Origin of the sequence: Staphylococcus felis, assembly GCF_003012915.1 — a bacterium.
In the GTDB taxonomy this organism is placed as follows: Bacteria; Bacillota; Bacilli; order Staphylococcales; family Staphylococcaceae; genus Staphylococcus; species Staphylococcus felis.
The window spans coordinates 640,872-658,934 of record NZ_CP027770.1; the positions used below are offsets into that span (position 1 = coordinate 640,872).

An 18,063-nucleotide genomic window follows, 5' to 3' on the forward strand; every position below is an offset into this window, starting at 1 on the left:
GGTGGTCACTTGATACGAATGAGTGTACTCGCAAGTGGCAGTACAGGCAACGCGACCTATGTCGAAAGTGATAAAGGGAGCTTGTTAGTCGATGTCGGCTTAACAGGCAAAAAAATGGAAGCACTTTTCGATCAAATCGACCGAAAAATATCAGATTTAAGTGGCATACTCGTAACACATGAGCATTCCGATCACATTAAAGGTCTTGGTGTGTTAGCGAGAAAATATAAGCTGCCAATCTATGCCAATGAAAAAACATGGACACGTATTGATAAAAAAGACTCTAAAATACCAATGGAGCAAAAATTTATATTTAATCCGTATGAAACAAAATCAATCGCAGGATTTGATATCGAATCATTCAACGTTTCACACGACGCGATAGATCCACAGTTCTACATTTTTCACAATGATTATAAAAAATTAACCATGATTACAGATACAGGGTATGTATCGGATCGGATGAAAGGGATGATCCGCGGAAGTGACGCATTCATCTTCGAAAGTAATCACGATGTCGATATGTTGCGCATGTGTCGCTATCCATGGAAAACTAAGCAGCGTATTTTAAGTGATATGGGACATGTCTCGAATGAAGACGCTGCACATGCAATGGCTGATGTGATTACGGGCCATACGAAGCGAATTTATCTTTCACATCTATCACAGGATAACAATATGAAAGACTTGGCGCGAATGAGTGTCGGTCAAATCTTACAAGAACATGATATCGATATCTTTAATGAAGTGAAATTATGTGATACGGATAAAGCAATAGCAACACCTATTTATACGTTATAGAAAAGAAAGACGAGAAGTAGTCTAAGGTAACTACTTTTCGTCTTTTTTTATGAAAATGACGAAACTTGATATTCTATTACAATAGTATATACATAACTGACAATTCTGACGCACTGATTTTAAGCAATATGTTAAAATAGAATGCATAAAACTACAATTTGGAAGATAACTTATCCCCATCAATGTGCACAAAAAAGAGAAGTTACACACAATCCACATGTTAATAACCACATTACTCACAGAGTTATCCACATATTCACATACTTATACACATTATTTTGGGATAACTACTATAAAATCATTATCAAAGTTTATACATATCCAGTATAAAGCAGATAAAACTGTTGATAACTGAATAAATTGTGGATAACTTTGATTTATATGCACAACGGAGGTCAAAATGAAGATTACAATCGTCGCAGTAGGAAAATTAAAAGAAAAATACTGGAAACAAGCCATTGCAGAATATGAGAAAAGACTTAGTGCTTACACTAAAATAGATATTGTGGAAGTTCCAGATGAAAAAGCACCTGAAAATATGAGTGGAAAAGAAATAGAACAAGTCAAAGCCAAAGAAGGCGAACGAATCTTAGCTAAGATTAAACCACAATCCACAGTCATCACATTAGAAATCAAAGGCAAAATGTTAGGATCAGAAGAATTAGCCAAAGAACTCGACCAACGTATGATTCAAGGTGCCAGTGACTTTACTTTTGTCATCGGTGGCTCGAATGGGTTACACGACACCGTATTACAACGTAGCAACTTTGCATTATCATTCAGTAAAATGACTTTTCCACATCAAATGATGCGCGTTGTATTGTTAGAGCAAATCTATCGCGCATTTAAGATCAATAGAGGAGAAGCATACCATAAGTGAGGGGTTTTAATTTATGAGAAATGCAAAGTTATTATATATTAGATTATGATGGTCAAAGATTAATAATTGAGAAATATCATATGAAGTAAATTAATAAACACAAGCGATCAATTATTTGATATATCTTTAAAAGAGGTGAAATATATGAGTACCTATATGACAGCAAAACTATGGAGAAACATATTTTATAATATTGACAAACAGAACATTAATATTGAATTAGAGCAATGGAATGAAGAATATGAAAGTATGCATATTTTATGTGAAACAATGGGTTTTAAAAGTAGATTAGCAAAGAAAACACCTAAGAAATCAGGATATTTTGTTGCCATATGGAAGAAAGATTCACTTAATAAAAATGCAGCATTTAATAATAATGATATAGGTGATTACCTAGTAGTTAATATTTTAGATGACAATAATAAGGGACAGTTTATTTTTCCTGTAGAGGTTTTAATTGATAAAGGTATTATTCAATCAGAAAAATCAAAAGGAAAAATGGCTTTTAGAGTCTATCCGCCATGGGAAGTAGAATTAAATAAAACTGCATTCGCTAGTCAGAAATGGCAGACTGAACATTTTTATAAGATGAATGAATTTGATTTTGATATCTAATATTATAGAACAGTAGCGTTTTAAAAATTTAATTGCTAATGTTTCGATGTCATCAACAAGAATATTAATGAAACGACCATCTCCACTAATTAAGACATCTGATTATATTAGCATAGCATAATATCCTGATATTTCTTCAACTGCAAGGATTCATAATTAATTCATTCTCTTCATTACGAAACTTGAACATACTTCTGAATCCTAAAGTGTGATTATACCACTTCTCAGATTTTCAATATCTCTCACCAATAATTTATTAAACAACGGCATTTGATAGTATTCCATGTCATAATCTTCTTATTTCTATCATGAGGTTTGACGTGACGTTAGAGCATAGGATAGACTATTCTAAATTCAAAAAAATTTTGAAATAAAAGTAAAATATTGATAGGTTAGCAGTGAATGTAAAAAACACAATATTGGTTGGTAGTCCAATAGCACTTAATAGAGTGTAAGTAACCTTCCCTCCTCGGGTCCTCCATCATTCGTAATAAATTTAGAGGAGGAGCCATTTATGGAAATAAAATATTTTTCATAATAGTCAATTTTATAAATCTGTTATTGCGTTTGAGAAAAATGGAAAGACTTGTTATGTAGAGTATGTATTTGGTAAGGATCCAGATAAAGAAACCTTATATTACTTTATACATCATGACTTGCTTTATTTAATTGATAATATTAGGGTAGAAGGATTCAACGCAAAAAATAATTCAAAACAGATAAATCCAAAAAGATTGCAAAGCAAAGTAGCTAAAGAAAGAAAAATATCTCAACTTTCAACAGAGGCGCAGGATTTCTTGAGGCAAGAACATGAGGCAAATAAAAAATTTTAAAAAAAGTATCAAAGGAAAAAAGAAGCTTTTGAAGAGCGAAAGAGAATATTGAAAAGAAATAAAGCAAAACAAAAGCACAAGGGTAAATAATTAATAACTCTCATCATAAAATAGTCTTGAAACTAAGTTCAGGGGTACTTTATTTATTATTGAATCAACAACAGACTTAAATGAAAATTATATAGCGGATAAATAATTTAATATAGCACATGCAATGATTCGTGTCCTAAGTGCAACGATATCGTGAGATAATAAATGCTACCGTTTGGTAATGGTATATCATTCATAAATAATCTTAAAATGATATTAGGAGAAGATTTACAATTATGATTAATAAACAAATAAAAGTTCTGAGAAATAACCATAATTACACCCAGGAAGGTTTAGTTGAAAAGTTTAATGTATCAAGGCAGACAATTTCAAAGTGGGAACTAGGAACTTCAGAACCAGGTTTAAAGAGGTTCTCTTGCTGGAATTATGTATGCTGTTACTGCATGGACTTTTAATAGTGTTTGGGCTTCAATTACTTTACACATGCTGTGGAATATAAATGGATTGTTCAATATAACTAATCAGGACGATTACTGGGGAATGTATCAATATATTTTAGATACGCATCATGTACTTCCTTACAGGTGGGGGATATGGTATTGACACTTCATTAATTTCTATAATAGGTTATCTTCTAGTAATTATAATAATGATTCAAACTAAAAGAAATCGAAGTGAAAAAAATATATAGATGTCAATTAGATATGCTATCTTTGCTTTAATAATTTGATATCAATAAATAAAGATAAAGTAGAAAATTTGAGTAACAGACAATAAAGTTTGTTGCTCTATTTTTATGGAATAGAGCAAAATTGATATTTTTTTAAATACTGTTTATAAAATTCTTAATAATAATTTGTTAAATAATAGAATTTAATGTCAATATCTCCTTATATTAAATCTAAGGTATGACGTGATGTTATTGGTAAACAGGTATTATAATTTTATTTAATAGTAGTTTGAATTATTTTAAACGTATACCTAATTAGGCATAGTATTTCCTGGGAAATACTGATTATAAAATGTTTTATATCACTTATTCTGTTGTATTATAAAGATATTAGATAGCATGAAATATTTAAACGAGTTACAGTTAGTTTGAAGGAGTTGTTGAACATGGATGTAGGCAATCAAATTAAATATTACAGAAAAGAAAACAATTTATCTCAAGCAGAATTAGCAGAAAAAATATTTGTTTCTAATCAAACAATTTCAAATTGGGAGAATGAAAGAAGTTATCCAGATTTGCATAATTTGATTGAACTTACTACTCTGTTTAACGTTTCTTTAGACCAACTTGTTAAAGGAGATGTTAAAGCAATGAGAAATGCGATTGATCACAGTAATATGAATAGGTATGGAAATTTAATGATGCTTTTTATATTACTAAGTGCTGTATCTTTTGGCGCAGCTTTAAAGTTTAGTGATGGATGGTTTGGTTTTCTTGTACCACTACTTTTATGGATGATTTCATTTTATTTTGCAAATAAGCTTGAGAGATTGAAGAAGAAGTATGATGTTCAAACATATAAAGAAATATTAGATTATATGGAACATGGGAAGAAATCAAATGATAATTCAAGAAACAAAAAGAAATTTATAATCGAACAAATCATAATAGTCTCATGCTTTACAGCAGTATTTGGAATTCTGGTGTTTATTAGTATATTTCTATTTCAGTTATTTTGACAAATGTATTAAGAAAACTCATAGTCCTTTTACATTCGAAAATATTATAAGTTTTTATATTATTTTTGGTTCTTTGTCAACATTGATTGGTGAGACGATAACGCATTAAGCAACGCTATTTTGTTGTTTAATGCGTTTTTTTATATTAATGACTTCAGTCAGTTGAGCACGTAAAACGTGCGAAACAATAAATCACCTGCTATGCGGGTGGGCAACAAAAGTTATACTAAAAAAATCCCTGCTTAACGTTATAATTAAGGTGTTCAAGCCAAATTAATAACGAAAGTTGGGATTTGTTATGGCTAATAAAGCCAAGAGTTTAGCACATACAAAATGGATGTGTAGATACCATATTGTATTTACTCCAAAGTATAGAAGAAAAATCATATACAATCAATACAGACCATCAATTATTAAAATTATAAAGTTATTGTGCAAATACAAAGGTGTGGAGATTATAAAAGGACATATGATGCCAGATCGTGTACATCTATTAGTGAGCATCCCACCCAAAATAAGCGTTTCAAGCTTTATGGGGTATTTAAAAGGTAAAAGCGCTTTGATGATATTTGATAGACATGCAAATTTGAAATATAAATTTGGAAATAGTCACTTTTGGACAGAAGGATATTATGTAAGTACAGTTGGATTAAATGAAGCCACAATAAAAAAATATATACAGAAGTAAGAAAAACACGATAAAGCGATTGATAAGTTGAGCGTAAGAGAATATGAAGCCCCTTTTAAGGGTTATTGAAGTTAGTCAAAAGCCTCTTTAGAGGCTAGCTAAAGAGACAATGGCATTTTGGCTTAAGTATGAAATGAAAAAGCCAGCGCCTTTAGACGCTAGCCGGTAAAGCGGGCTTATAGCCCAAGAGTAAACCACCCGTAAAACGGGTGGTTCTGATTATTTTTTGGGGTTTATGTTCCAGTCGTTTTGTCTACGTTTTAAAAGAGAAGATTATCTTTTATTTTATTGATACAACATCATTTTACTTATCTTCTTTACGACGAGATCTTACAAAGTATGATAACCCAATTGCAGCTAATAATGAACCAATAAGTGTTGTGTTTTGAGTATTTTCACTACCTGTGGCAGGTAGTGTTTTCTCTTTATCAGCGTCAGCATCGGCATCGGCATCAGCATCAGCGTCAGCATCGGCATCAGCATCGGCGTCAGCATCGGCATCGGCGTCAGCGTCGGCGTCAGCATCGGCATCGGCGTCAGCGTCAGCATCGGCATCGGCATCTGCGTCAGCGTCGGCATCGGCATCCGCATCAGCGTCAGCGTCGGCATCGGCATCGGCGTCAGCGTCGGCATCGGCATCGGCATCAGCATCAGCGTCAGCATCGGCATCAGCATCGGCGTCAGCATCGGCATCGGCGTCAGCGTCGGCATCGGCATCGGCATCGGCGTCAGCGTCAGCATCGGCATCGGCATCGGCGTCAGCGTCGGCATCGGCATCCGCATCAGCGTCAGCGTCGGCATCGGCATCGGCGTCAGCGTCGGCATCGGCATCGGCATCAGCATCAGCGTCAGCATCGGCATCAGCATCGGCGTCAGCATCGGCATCGGCGTCAGCGTCGGCATCGGCATCGGCATCGGCGTCAGCGTCAGCATCGGCATCGGCATCGGCGTCAGCGTCGGCATCGGCATCCGCATCAGCGTCAGCGTCGGCATCGGCATCGGCGTCAGCGTCGGCATCGGCATCGGCATCAGCATCAGCGTCAGCATCGGCATCAGCATCGGCGTCAGCATCGGCATCGGCGTCAGCGTCGGCATCGGCATCGGCATCGGCGTCAGCGTCAGCATCGGCATCGGCATCGGCGTCAGCGTCGGCATCGGCATCCGCATCAGCGTCAGCGTCGGCATCGGCCTCGGCGTCAGCGTCGGCATCGGCATCGGCATCAGCATCAGCGTCAGCATCGGCATCAGCATCGGCGTCAGCATCGGCATCGGCGTCAGCGTCGGCATCGGCATCGGCATCGGCGTCAGCATCGGCATCCGCATCAGCGTCAGCATCGGCGTCAGCATCAGCGTCAGCGTCAGCGTCGGCATCGGCATCGGCGTCAGCGTCGGCATCGGCATCAGCATCAGCATCAGCATCAGCGTCAGCATCAGCATCGGCGTCAGCATCGGCGTCGGCATCCGCATCGGCGTCGGCATCAGCATCGGCGTCAGCATCCGCATCGGCATCAGAATCAGGAATTTCAGGTTGCTGTGGTAATTCTGGGTTTTCAATCCAATTTTCTTCGATATGTGCCCTTACATAGCCAATATCATCATAACGATTAACTGCTCCTCTGAATGAAACACCATTTTCAAGGTCTTCATGTACAACCATACGTGCTCCTAAATCAATTTTATTAAAAGGAAACTTACCAATAGAACTATCTTCTATATTATGTGACATTGTAATAAGATATGCTTTATTAGGTTCAGGTAAAATTAGAGATAAATCTCCTTTAAGATTTTTACCGTACTGAGTACCTTTGTCTATATCAATATTATTTAAATTTATTATTTCATTTGTGATATCTTCATAATCTTCGGAAATGCTACTAATGCTATTAGTATTAATGCTTTTACCATTTTCAACCTTATAGACTCTGAGTGATTTTAAAGAATCTATATCTATTTTAACTGCTGATCTTGTAACAAGTCTTCCCTCTATATCACTTGCATAGTATTCATTGTTTTCATCCCAATCATAAGGGAAACGACTTAAATCACCATTACTAATCTGTACTGTAATTGGTTGATCTACACCATTTTTAAGTATGTTATTATACTTATTTTCTGTTTCTTTTATTCTTTTTTCGGTATTTTCAACTCTATTTGTATATAATTTAATATTTTCTTGGTCATTTTGTTTTTTATACTCTTCAAGTTTTTCTTTATCTTCAACAAGTCCTTTTCTAAGGTTTTCAATTAGACCTTTAAAATAACTTTCATTTGGACGTATGTTCAAAGAGTCTGGATTTACTTGTAAAAAGCTTTCGACTGTTTTTTTGTCCCTGTTATAGTTTTCAAGAATCATTCTCATGCCAGCAGTATGATGATTATACCTTTGACTATCTCCGTCCCATATTGTATCATCAAAGGTATATTGAGTGTCTTGGTACTTTACTTTAGCATTATAATTTACGATACTATTTCCAATAACATGTGATATTTTTTGCATACCATTCTCAGTAACTTTATTTCTATCTACAAAATCTTTACCATTAAAAATGATGTTAAAAGTTTTATTTTTTGGTACTGTATCTAAAAATAAGTATGTTATTTTTTTAGTTGTATTATCAAAATTAATTGCTTTTGCTACTTCTACTTCTGGATTACTTTCTAAATAAAATGAAGGTAATTGGATTTTAATATTGTTATCATAGTTACCGTTTAAATCTAATACATCAGAATACTTAAAGTTAAAATAGTCTCCTGCTCTTACATTAGAAACTGTTGCTTTAATTTGGTACTCTGAGGGTTTTAATCCTCTGTTTGATCTAAATAATTCATAATAAACTTTTTGCTTAGTTTCAAACGTTGGATCATTAGGTTCGATGCCTTTAGAGATTAAAAACTGGTTAAACATTGCTGCTTTATTCGGATTATCTTTCTCATTTTTCTCTTTATATTTTTGGAACTCCTCATAAATTTCTTTTGACTTCCCGTAATCTATGTCATCTTCAATATTATTATTAGATACATTTATAGAAGCATCATATATTTTATCATCTACGTTACCTCTAAGTTTAGTGTCACTTAATTGAGAGTCTAACAAAGCAGAGCGTAAAGAGTTATTTGAAGATGTTCTATTCGTTTTTGTTTGAGAAGATAATTCAACTTGGTTTAATTCACCAGTTTCTTCATCATCATACTCTTTTTTTGTTTTGATTACTTGTCGATTCTCATCAGTTTCAAAAACAGAACTTTCTTCTGTAGAGTCATTTGGTTTTTGCTTAGATTCATCATTCTGTAATTCAATATTTTCATTGTTAGGCGAATTTATTGGGGTTTCTTTACTATTAGGGTAAACCTTATCAGATATAGTCTCTGACTGTTTTTCTAGTTGTGTATCTTTATTTGCTTCATTAAATGAAGTGTCATTTCCCACTAACTTTTCTTCTTCATTATTTAAGGTGTATTCATTTTGTGTATTTGTTAATTCTTTGCCTTTTTCATCTATCGTCATTAAATCTTCCATTGCATGGTGTTTTTCATATAAATTTTTTGTCTCTGAAGGTGCATTTTGGTTATTATCTAAACCTTCTGAGGCGCGTGCTGTGCTAGTTGCTCCTAGAAAAATTATTGTGGTTAGCAATGCAGAACTGACTCCAAATGTGAACTTTCGTATACTAAAAATATTTTTTTTGTTTTGAAATCTAACATAGTTCATATACAGTAATCCTCCTAAATAATTATTTAAATTGAATTTAAGCTAAAGGTTTACAAAAATGTTTCACTATTATGAATAAATAATAACTATATAAAAGTAGTGAGGAACATATGTCTATTTTATATTTTTGAATATTTTATTTGTGTGTGTTTTTTTCATTAAAAATATCACAAAATACTTTATTTGGTTTAATATAGATTAGTGGATATCAAAATTGGATAAAAATATCTATTTTGATTAAGAAGGATGGAAATGTAACTAAATAAGAAAAGAATTAATGGCAGAAATTAGATAGTATAATATCTATATATAAATTGTATACTCAAAGCGTTAAAACTTTATAGGGAAACCCTATATGAGAAGGAGTAAAACAATAAATAGCAATAATATTCTTATTGCATGAACTGGGGTTTTCTTTTATTCTTCCGTTCGTTTTGAACTTCTTGGGTTAAATTTATGAATGATTTTATTATTAAAAACAGTATAAAAAAGATATGTCTTATTATGCATAAGATATCAGAGAAGCCAGCTTATTTAATTCTAAAAACAGTGTGTTTTACAACAACTCCTAATGACGGATGAGTTTAAAAGAGGTAAGAACGTTGACAGTAAAATGAGCTTTATTTATACAGATGTTGTAACACCCCATAAAAAGAAAAGTATAACGAACAATTTGATGTTTTAGGAGAACTAAGAAGTTATTCAAATACTAATCATGACATCAATTTCATCAGACTGTAAGATATTCACATGCAAAAGTGACAACTTAGGCAGCTTATAATACCGAGCAGCTACCTCTAATCATATAAGCTACGGTATTTTCCAAAATTCAGATAATACAACAACGCTTAAGCAAGGATTAAATAGACTACCTATCAAGGAAAGAATGTATGAATCCCTATAGCAGAATCAACTAACATAGAAGAAAATAATGAAGAATTTTTCGTGGAAACACTGTAAAGTCAGAACTAGAAACTTGCTTTCAGATTCATAAACATAGAAACTCTTCCTGTTTTGGGTTCTGAGGCATATTTATGTGTCAGGCTCTCTATATTTATACATTGGTATGTCAACAGATTTCTAGACAGTTTTTATAGAAACTATCTTTGTACGCTTTCGGCGTCAGATAATTTAATGCACTATGAGGTCGAATGTTGTTATACCAATTAACATAATCAAACAATTCGAGTTTTAAGTGATTAATAGATTTAAAATCATACTGTTTAATGAATTCAGTTTTTAACGCTTTAAATGTACTTTCAGCTACTGCGTTGTCATATGGACATCCTTTCATGCTTAAAGATCTTTTGATACCAAAGGTATCTAGTACATCATCAATCATGTGATTATCAAACTCTTTTCCTCTGTCAGTGTGAAACATTTGTACGTCTCTTAAATCGTGTCTAATGCTACTAAGTGCCTTGGATACAAGCGTGCTATCTTTCTTTGAGCCTGCGCTATGCCCAACAATCTCACGGTTAAAAAGATCAATAAATAAACATATGTAATGCCATTTTCCAGCCACTTTTACATATGTCAAATCACTGACAAGAACTTCCAATGGTTCTTTTCTATTGAAACTTTGATTTAATTCATTATTGATTTCGCGTTCACTTGAGCGAGAAGGAAATGATTTATACTTCGATGTCGTATAAGAAGATACTAATTTATTTGCTTTCATAATGCGTCCTATACGTCGTCTTGAGACATTTAAACCATTTTTGATAAGTTCATTTTTAATCCTTCTTGTTCCAAAACATTTGCGATTAGAATTGAAAATCTCGATAATTTTATCGCTAATTTCCTTATCTCGATCATCTTTTTCAACGTTGGGTGATTTGTTAATTTCGTAATAGTAACTACTTCTAGAGATTTGCAGGACTTTGCACATTGCTGATACTGAATATTTATTGGCATTCTTTCGAATGACATCTATTTTCGTCCCATGATCAGCGCTGCTTGCTTTAAAATATCATTTTCCATTTTCAATTGTTGATTTTCTTTACGTAATTTTCTTAGTTCTTTTTCTTCATTAGGTAAGTTATCTTGATGGTTAAATGAACCAGTATTTTGATGTTGCTTAATCCATTTCCCTAACGCCGAAGGTGTTAAATCATATTCACGAGCAATTTCATTTCTAGGCTTACCATTTTCATAAAGCTTTACCATTTGTAATTTAAATTCAGGACTAAAAGTTCTTCTTTCTCTTGTCATAAAAATCGCCTACTTTCTTAATTTAACAATATCTATTCTCATAGAATTTGTCCAACTAAGTGTAGACGATTCACATTACAGACATATTTGATAGAGAGCCTCTTTTTTTTCTGACTTTATACTGAACTATTTTACAACACAATCCATTGAATCTTATCAATTTAGATATGAATATGTAGCAATGAAAGTGTTTAATTATATTATTGATTGTTATTTCGTTAAAAAATCATAAAATCAATTAATTATCCTTATATTGTGAAATTAATTAACAATAAATTGTAATTAGCATTATTGATTTTGGAGGCACTTCGACGGTATATGGTGAAATATTGAAATTATGTTTCTCAACTTTCAAAAATGGGCTATTATACTGACTTATTTTATATTTTAATGAGTTTGGAAATGATTTTAAATCTTCTATGTTATTAATGATACTTTTTATACTACCATGTGTATTATTTAATAATTCCGTTGAAATAAGTATTTCTGGAGAAAGAAGATTTTTAAAAAAACTAATGTGAAAATTTCTTGCACCTTCATTATTATTGCTTATAGATGAAGATTCTGGATTGTATATTAATATATTATAACTATGAGGATTTTTAGTTATTAAGTAGTTTTCACCATAATAACAAGGATACCTTGAAAAGTTTAATAACATTATGCCTAAAAAGTAAAATGGGGTTTTATTTTCAGTTTCATCAAAAATGGCAATTTTCTTTCCATGTTTATTTAATGTAGTAAAATAGATGTTTGCACCGGCTACGTAATATCTACTACGAATAGAATGATTTAGAAATGCACTGATGTTATTTAAAAATTTGGGCATATAAAGGCTTTCATAATCCAAAAATATTATGTTTTTACGAGCATCAATCTTTCCTAAGAAATTATTAAGCTTTAAATGAGTTATTCTAAAAGCTTCTTCATCATTGCTAAGCAATTTGTCTTCACTTTCTTTTCCAAAATCAATTGTATAAAAATCTGGTTTTAAATTAACAATGGAGTCACTTAATATAGTATTTTTTTTATAATACTTAGTAATGTCTACAGAAATTAAAATTTTAGTACCATAAATATTTCTATGAATATTCTTTATTTTTGATAAGGAAACATGGTTTAAATCTAGTAATAATAAAATACTCCCTCTTTGTATAGAAGAACTAGACAAATGTTCTGATTCCAAGAAATGAAGTTCCTTAATTAATTTTGTAATAAACTCATACTGCTCTATATCAGTGATTTTTAAAGCAATAGATATATTGGTCTTTAACAAACTTCTTAATCGAATAACGATTTTGTCAAAACTAGTTTCAATTATTTTATCTATTGGATCACTTATATATATATATGATGATAATTTGAAGTTTGAAAAATTTTTATAATAAAAAATCTTTTCATTTGTGATGGAATCTAAATTTTCAAAACCACCTATATCAATTAAATTAAAATAGGTAAAAGGTTCTTGGTTAATATCTTGATTCTTAATTTTTATTTCTGTCTTTTTCTTTTCTGGAAACTTATTAACGGATAATTTCTTTAAAATAGTAAATCCATTTTTGAGGTTATCAATATACAGGTGCTTTTCTCCAATGGATAAACTTCTATATTTTTTGGGAGTAACTTTAGTGAATTTTTTGAAGTGCATAATATAATTCGTTGCACTAGGATAATTCCAGTGATTAGCAATAGTTTTGATTTTTTTATCAGTCAGTGTAATCTCTTTCATAGATTTAGATATTTTGAGAGAAGAGATATAATCATAAAAACTTATGTTTAAATCTTTTTTAAATAAAGAAGAAATACTTGACTTAGATACATAAAATTCCTGTGATAAAGTGGCAAGAGTTATACGGCTGTGTATGTTATTTGATATGTAAACCATTATATTATTAAGTAAACTTCTTGGGTATCCTTTGTTTAATACTTCTTCTTTTGTTATTAAAAACAATACTTTTTTTAATGAATTTTCGGATATAACTGTTGTATGTTTATGCGATTTATAGTGGTTGAATAAGCCAATAAGCTGATTTCTAGTTTCTTCGTGGTTAGTGATAGTAAAATTCTTATCAAAGATGTTTATATCGTATTTAGTGAATATTGAGCTTGGAAAATATACTAATATGACGGAATCTGAATATATTTGGTATAAGGAAGAGTCGTTAATAATATAAATATTATGATTATTAAACATTTCGCCGTCTATTTTAACTTTAATTTTTCCAACTACTGATAAAATTATTACTACCCCATCCATACAACGTTTTGGAGAATTCATAGGAGTGTTTAAGTAATAAATATTTGTAAAAATAATTTTCATCTCCTTGCTCATTATGGGCTTCTTAAAATATCATATCACAAATATATGCAACAAAATAATTTTTGATAATGATATCTGTATAGGAATACATTTTTTTATATTTATTTAATTTCCTTTAATTGATGGTAAATAATTTTCCTTTGCTTTTCTAAAGATATAGGGTCGTTATATTGTGTGTCTTCTAAATCTAAATTAATAACTCGTCCATTTTTAACGGCTTCTATATTTTTCCAGTTTTCTTTTTCTGTAAATGGAGGTTTTTCTCCTAGTGTAGCTAATATAATATAATCTCCAGTATAATCTGAAAGTGTTTCTTCAGATAAAATAGTCATATAAGCATTTTTAGTTTTCTTTTCTAGTAACTTAGGTTGCTTCATACCATAACCATCATAAACTATTTCCGTGCCACGTCCGTAGTTAGAACTAAAAGCACTTATACCCTTTGGAGTTGCTTGTATAGCCGTAATTGTTTTTCCTTTAACTTTAATGCTAAGCTCTTTTTTATCTTTTTGTAATTTCTTCTCCCAATCTTTTAACCATTTTTCTGCTTTATCTTGCTCATTTACAATTTGACTAAGACTTTTAGTTGTTCTTTTATAATTAGATTTCATTGCATCTAATTGTACTGTAGGAGCTACTTTTTGGAGTTTCTTAGAGTTTTTGTCTTCTTTAGTTGTAATAATGAGATCAGGTTTTAATTTTATAACTTGTTCAATATTGCCTTGACCTATTCTTTCAATCCCTTTAGTTGCTTTGTTTAATGTTTTATTTTGCTTAACAAATTCCGAAACACCTATAGGTTTATGACCAAATTTGATTAAAGCTCCAATATATGTAGGGTGTAAAACAACAATCTTTTTTGGGTTTTTAGGTATTCTAACTCTTTTTCCATCGTCTTGTTTAAATATCTGAGTTGAAGAAGTTTTATTTTCCGATACTTTAGATTCACTTTTGTTTTCACTACTACCACAGGCTGATAAAAATAAAGTTAAGCATAGAGAAATAACTAATAACTTTTTCATATAACTACCTCCTAATTGATATTGATAATTATTATCAATTATAGCATAATAGAAAGGCATAGCAATACATAATTTAAAAGGAGGTTTAACTTTGAAAGATATAACAATTATTGGTGGAGGACCTGCAGGATTGTTTGCAAGTTTTTATGCGGGATTAAGAGATATGAATGTTCGAATTATTGATGTACAAGATAAATTAGGTGGTAAAATGAATGTTTATCCTGAAAAAATTATATGGGATATCGGAGGTGTTGGCCCCAAACCCTGTTATAAAGTAATTGAAGATATAATAGAGCAAGGCTTACATTTTAATCCTGAAGTGTGTTTAGAAGAGCGTGTTATTGACATTAAAAAGGTAAAGGAACACCATTTTAAAATTATGACTGAAAATGGAAACGTGTATGAATCTAAGGTTGTCATTATAGCAATAGGCGGTGGCATCGTAAAACCCAAGAAATTAGATATAAAAGGTGCATCTAAATATTCTTTGAGTAACTTACATTACACGGTACAATCATTAAAAAGATTTAAAGATAAAAAGGTACTCATTTCAGGATCAGGTAATACAGCATTGGATTGGGCAAGAGATTTATCTGATTATGCAGAAAAAGTGACATTGGTATATCGAAAAGATGAAATACGTGGTTATGAGGCTATGAAAAAAATACTGAAAGAATTAAATGTAGAAAAAATATCTAATGCATTTATTAAACAATTAATTGGGGATAAAGAAGATAAAATCATTGAGAAAGTTATTTTGGAAAACTTAGACACTGGAAAGTTAAAAGAAAAAATAATAGATGATGTTATCGTTAGTCATGGTTTTGATAGGGAAAGTACATTACTTAATGAATCATCGGCTAAGATAGAGATGTTTGATAGTTATCGTATAAAAGGATTTGGAAATACTTCTACAAATATTTCTGGAATTTTTGCTTGCGGAGATGTTATACATCATGGGGCAAAAGCTCATTTAATTGCGAGTGCATTTAGTGATGCAGCCAATGCTATTAACCTAAGTAAACAATACATTGAACCTGACGCAAGAAAAGAAGGATTTGTATCAAGTCATAATTCTATTTTTACTGAATCTAATAAAATAGTAATGAAGAAATATTTATAACAACCAAAAGTTAACTATAAGGAAGTAGATTCACAGCACTTAACATAAAAAAACCATTTAAAAGTAAGGTCAAGTAAAAGCCTAGTATTGTCTCTAAGGCATTCAATATAGAGAAATTAAGAATGTTATCGATTATGAGTATTTTGATCTTGTGCTCTTTATTTCAGAATATCTTGTTATGGAGCGGGGAATAAAAGGACTACAATAATGAAGACGAAATGTAGTTTAAAAAAGTTCATTCTTAGCAAAATTAAGGTGTAAAATTAAAAAAAGGATTGTTAGGGAATAGTTTATGCATACTATATCAAAATGACTGGTATGAATTTCATAAATTTTAGGATGATAAATATAATGAAATTTTTGATGTTTTAAAAAGTAGTGTTAAATAATGTATGATGAAAATCAAATTTTAAGTGAATGACATCTATTTTATTGGACAAATTCATACGACGGTATAGAGTATCAAGATAATAAGACAGTTTAGAATAAACTTCTGTTTTCAACTCCTCAAAGTTTGAATCATTCACTCATATCAATATAAGGAAGTTAGGCTCATTAATAAGGCTTAACTTCTTTTTTATGATAAATTTTCTGTCATTATGAAACGCTTACTGCTAATCACCCAAGGTCTATTTAGGTTCAGTTTTTCGGATGATTTAATAATTTTAAGGATATTAAGCGCTTACATCACCGTGCTATATTGAGTTTAACGAAATTGATAGAGGTGACAGAGATGAATTTTTTTGATATCCATAAGATTCCGAATGAGGGCATTCCGTTATCTGTACAGCGTAAGTTATGGCTTAGAAACTTTATGAAGGCGTTCTTTGTCGTATTCTTCGCATATATGGCGATGTATTTAATCCGAAATAACTTCAAAGCAGCACAGCCATTGTTAAAAGAGGATATTGGATTATCTACGTTAGAGCTCGGTTATATTGGACTGGCGTTTAGTATCACTTATGGTTTAGGGAAGACGATATTGGGCTATTTTGTGGATGGTCGTAACACGAAACGCATTATTTCTTTCTTATTGATTTTATCCGCGAGCACTGTCTTAATTATGGGATTTGTGCTAAGTTACTTTGGTTCTGTGATGGGATTACTTATTGTACTTTGGGGACTTAACGGGGTGTTCCAGTCGGTAGGCGGACCTGCAAGTTATTCAACGATTTCAAGATGGGCGCCTCGGACGAAACGGGGTCGCTATTTAGGATTTTGGAATACATCCCATAATATAGGGGGTGCCATTGCTGGTGGGGTGGCGCTATGGGGTGCGAATATGTTCTTCCACGGTAATGTAGTGGGGATGTTTATTTTCCCTGCTGTCATCGCATTGCTAATTGGGATAGTGACTTTGTTTATCGGAAAGGACGATCCAGAAGAGTTAGGTTGGAATCGTGCTGAAGAAATTTGGGAAGAGCCGGTGGATAAAGAAAATATTGATTCACAAGGTATGACGAAATGGGAGATTTTTAAGAGATATATCCTGGGAAACCCTGTGATTTGGATTTTGTGTGTTTCTAATGTCTTTGTTTATATTGTACGTATCGGTATTGATAATTGGGCACCATTGTATGTATCCGAGCATTTACATTTTAATAAAGGTGATGCGGTCAATACCATTTTCTACTTTGAAATAGGTGCTTTAGTAGCGAGCTTGTTATGGGGATACGTATCAGATTTATTAAAAGGGCGCCGTGCGATTGTTGCGATTGGATGTATGTTTATGATTACATTCGTTGTCTTGTTTTACACGAATGCAACAAGTGTGATGATGGTGAATATTTCATTGTTTGCTTTAGGTGCACTCATTTTTGGTCCACAGTTATTAATTGGTGTATCGTTGACAGGTTTTGTTCCAAAAAATGCAATTAGTGTGGCCAATGGTATGACAGGATCATTTGCGTATTTATTTGGTGATTCCATGGCAAAGGTCGGTTTAGCAGCCATTGCAGATCCTACAAGTCAAGGTTTAAATATCTTTGGATACACATTAAGTGGTTGGACGGATGTGTTTATCGTCTTCTATGCAGCATTATTCTTAGGGATTATTTTGCTAGGTATCGTTGCTTACTATGAAGAAAAGAAAATTCAAAAATTAAAGGTTTAATATAA

The 18,063-nt window shown here is 32.1% G+C and carries 12 protein-coding genes and 2 pseudogenes; 9 read left to right on the top strand and 5 right to left on the bottom strand.

The window, feature by feature from the left end; genetic code table 11:
• Positions 1-18: 18 nt before the first annotated feature.
• From C7J90_RS03140 to C7J90_RS03150, 3 genes are all read left to right on the top strand, one after another.
• Complete coding sequence (locus tag C7J90_RS03140) at positions 19-801, top strand: MBL fold metallo-hydrolase (protein WP_103208680.1); 783 nt, start codon at positions 19-21, stop codon at positions 799-801.
• Between the two features lie 400 nt (positions 802-1,201).
• Complete coding sequence (rlmH, locus tag C7J90_RS03145) at positions 1,202-1,681, top strand: 23S rRNA (pseudouridine(1915)-N(3))-methyltransferase RlmH (protein ID WP_103208682.1); 480 nt, start codon at positions 1,202-1,204, stop codon at positions 1,679-1,681.
• A 156-nt stretch (positions 1,682-1,837) separates the two neighbouring features.
• Positions 1,838-2,296, top strand: a complete 459-nt coding sequence (locus tag C7J90_RS03150) for a MepB family protein (protein ID WP_232618903.1) — start codon at positions 1,838-1,840, stop codon at positions 2,294-2,296.
• Between the two features lie 113 nt (positions 2,297-2,409).
• Here the strand turns inward: C7J90_RS03150 and C7J90_RS12265 are convergent.
• A pseudogene (locus tag C7J90_RS12265) lies at positions 2,410-2,581 on the bottom strand (VOC family protein); the annotation flags it as partial.
• A 242-nt stretch (positions 2,582-2,823) separates the two neighbouring features.
• On the opposite strand from C7J90_RS12265, the gene C7J90_RS12300 reads away from it, so the two are divergent.
• The 4 genes and pseudogenes from C7J90_RS12300 (at position 2,824) to tnpA (ending at position 5,626) form a co-directional block, all read left to right on the top strand.
• The gene (locus tag C7J90_RS12300) at positions 2,824-3,129 is read left to right on the top strand and encodes a DUF2992 family protein (RefSeq protein ID WP_103208685.1); all 306 of its coding nucleotides are present in this window, start codon (positions 2,824-2,826) and stop codon (positions 3,127-3,129) included.
• Positions 3,130-3,455: 326 nt separating this feature from the next.
• Positions 3,456-3,635 (top strand): helix-turn-helix transcriptional regulator, encoded by a 180-nt coding sequence (locus tag C7J90_RS03160; RefSeq protein ID WP_103208686.1) that lies wholly within the window; start codon positions 3,456-3,458, stop codon positions 3,633-3,635.
• A 661-nt stretch (positions 3,636-4,296) separates the two neighbouring features.
• The gene (locus tag C7J90_RS03170; protein WP_103209945.1) at positions 4,297-4,869 is read left to right on the top strand and encodes a helix-turn-helix domain-containing protein; all 573 of its coding nucleotides are present in this window, start codon (positions 4,297-4,299) and stop codon (positions 4,867-4,869) included.
• Positions 4,870-5,167: 298 nt separating this feature from the next.
• Positions 5,168-5,626: pseudogene (gene tnpA, locus C7J90_RS03175) on the top strand (IS200/IS605 family transposase).
• 235 nt (positions 5,627-5,861) lie between these two features.
• Here tnpA and C7J90_RS03180 read toward each other — a convergent pair.
• From C7J90_RS03180 to C7J90_RS03195, 4 genes are all read right to left on the bottom strand, one after another.
• Positions 5,862-9,266, bottom strand: a complete 3,405-nt coding sequence (locus C7J90_RS03180; RefSeq protein ID WP_106465081.1) for an Ig-like domain-containing protein — start codon at positions 9,264-9,266, stop codon at positions 5,862-5,864.
• Between the two features lie 1,069 nt (positions 9,267-10,335).
• Positions 10,336-11,480, bottom strand: a protein-coding gene (locus C7J90_RS03185) for an IS3 family transposase (RefSeq protein WP_106465082.1) whose coding sequence is annotated in 2 segments (ribosomal slippage) — positions 10,336-11,234 and positions 11,234-11,480 — 1,146 coding nt in all. Because the reading frame shifts where the segments join, the coding sequence is not laid out codon by codon here.
• A gap of 265 nt (positions 11,481-11,745) precedes the next feature.
• Entirely contained in the window at positions 11,746-13,800 is a 2,055-nt protein-coding gene (locus C7J90_RS03190; RefSeq protein WP_158701892.1) for a helix-turn-helix transcriptional regulator, read from the bottom strand.
• A gap of 101 nt (positions 13,801-13,901) precedes the next feature.
• Positions 13,902-14,822, bottom strand: a complete 921-nt coding sequence (locus tag C7J90_RS03195; RefSeq protein ID WP_103210307.1) for an ABC transporter substrate-binding protein — start codon at positions 14,820-14,822, stop codon at positions 13,902-13,904.
• 91 nt (positions 14,823-14,913) lie between these two features.
• Here C7J90_RS03195 and C7J90_RS03200 point away from each other — a divergent pair, with 91 nt between their 5' ends.
• Together C7J90_RS03200 and uhpT are read left to right on the top strand one after the other, a co-directional pair.
• Positions 14,914-15,945, top strand: a complete 1,032-nt coding sequence (locus C7J90_RS03200; RefSeq protein ID WP_103210305.1) for an NAD(P)/FAD-dependent oxidoreductase — start codon at positions 14,914-14,916, stop codon at positions 15,943-15,945.
• A gap of 733 nt (positions 15,946-16,678) precedes the next feature.
• Complete coding sequence (uhpT, locus tag C7J90_RS03205) at positions 16,679-18,058, top strand: hexose-6-phosphate:phosphate antiporter UhpT (protein ID WP_103210303.1); 1,380 nt, start codon at positions 16,679-16,681, stop codon at positions 18,056-18,058.
• Positions 18,059-18,063 lie beyond the last annotated feature (5 nt).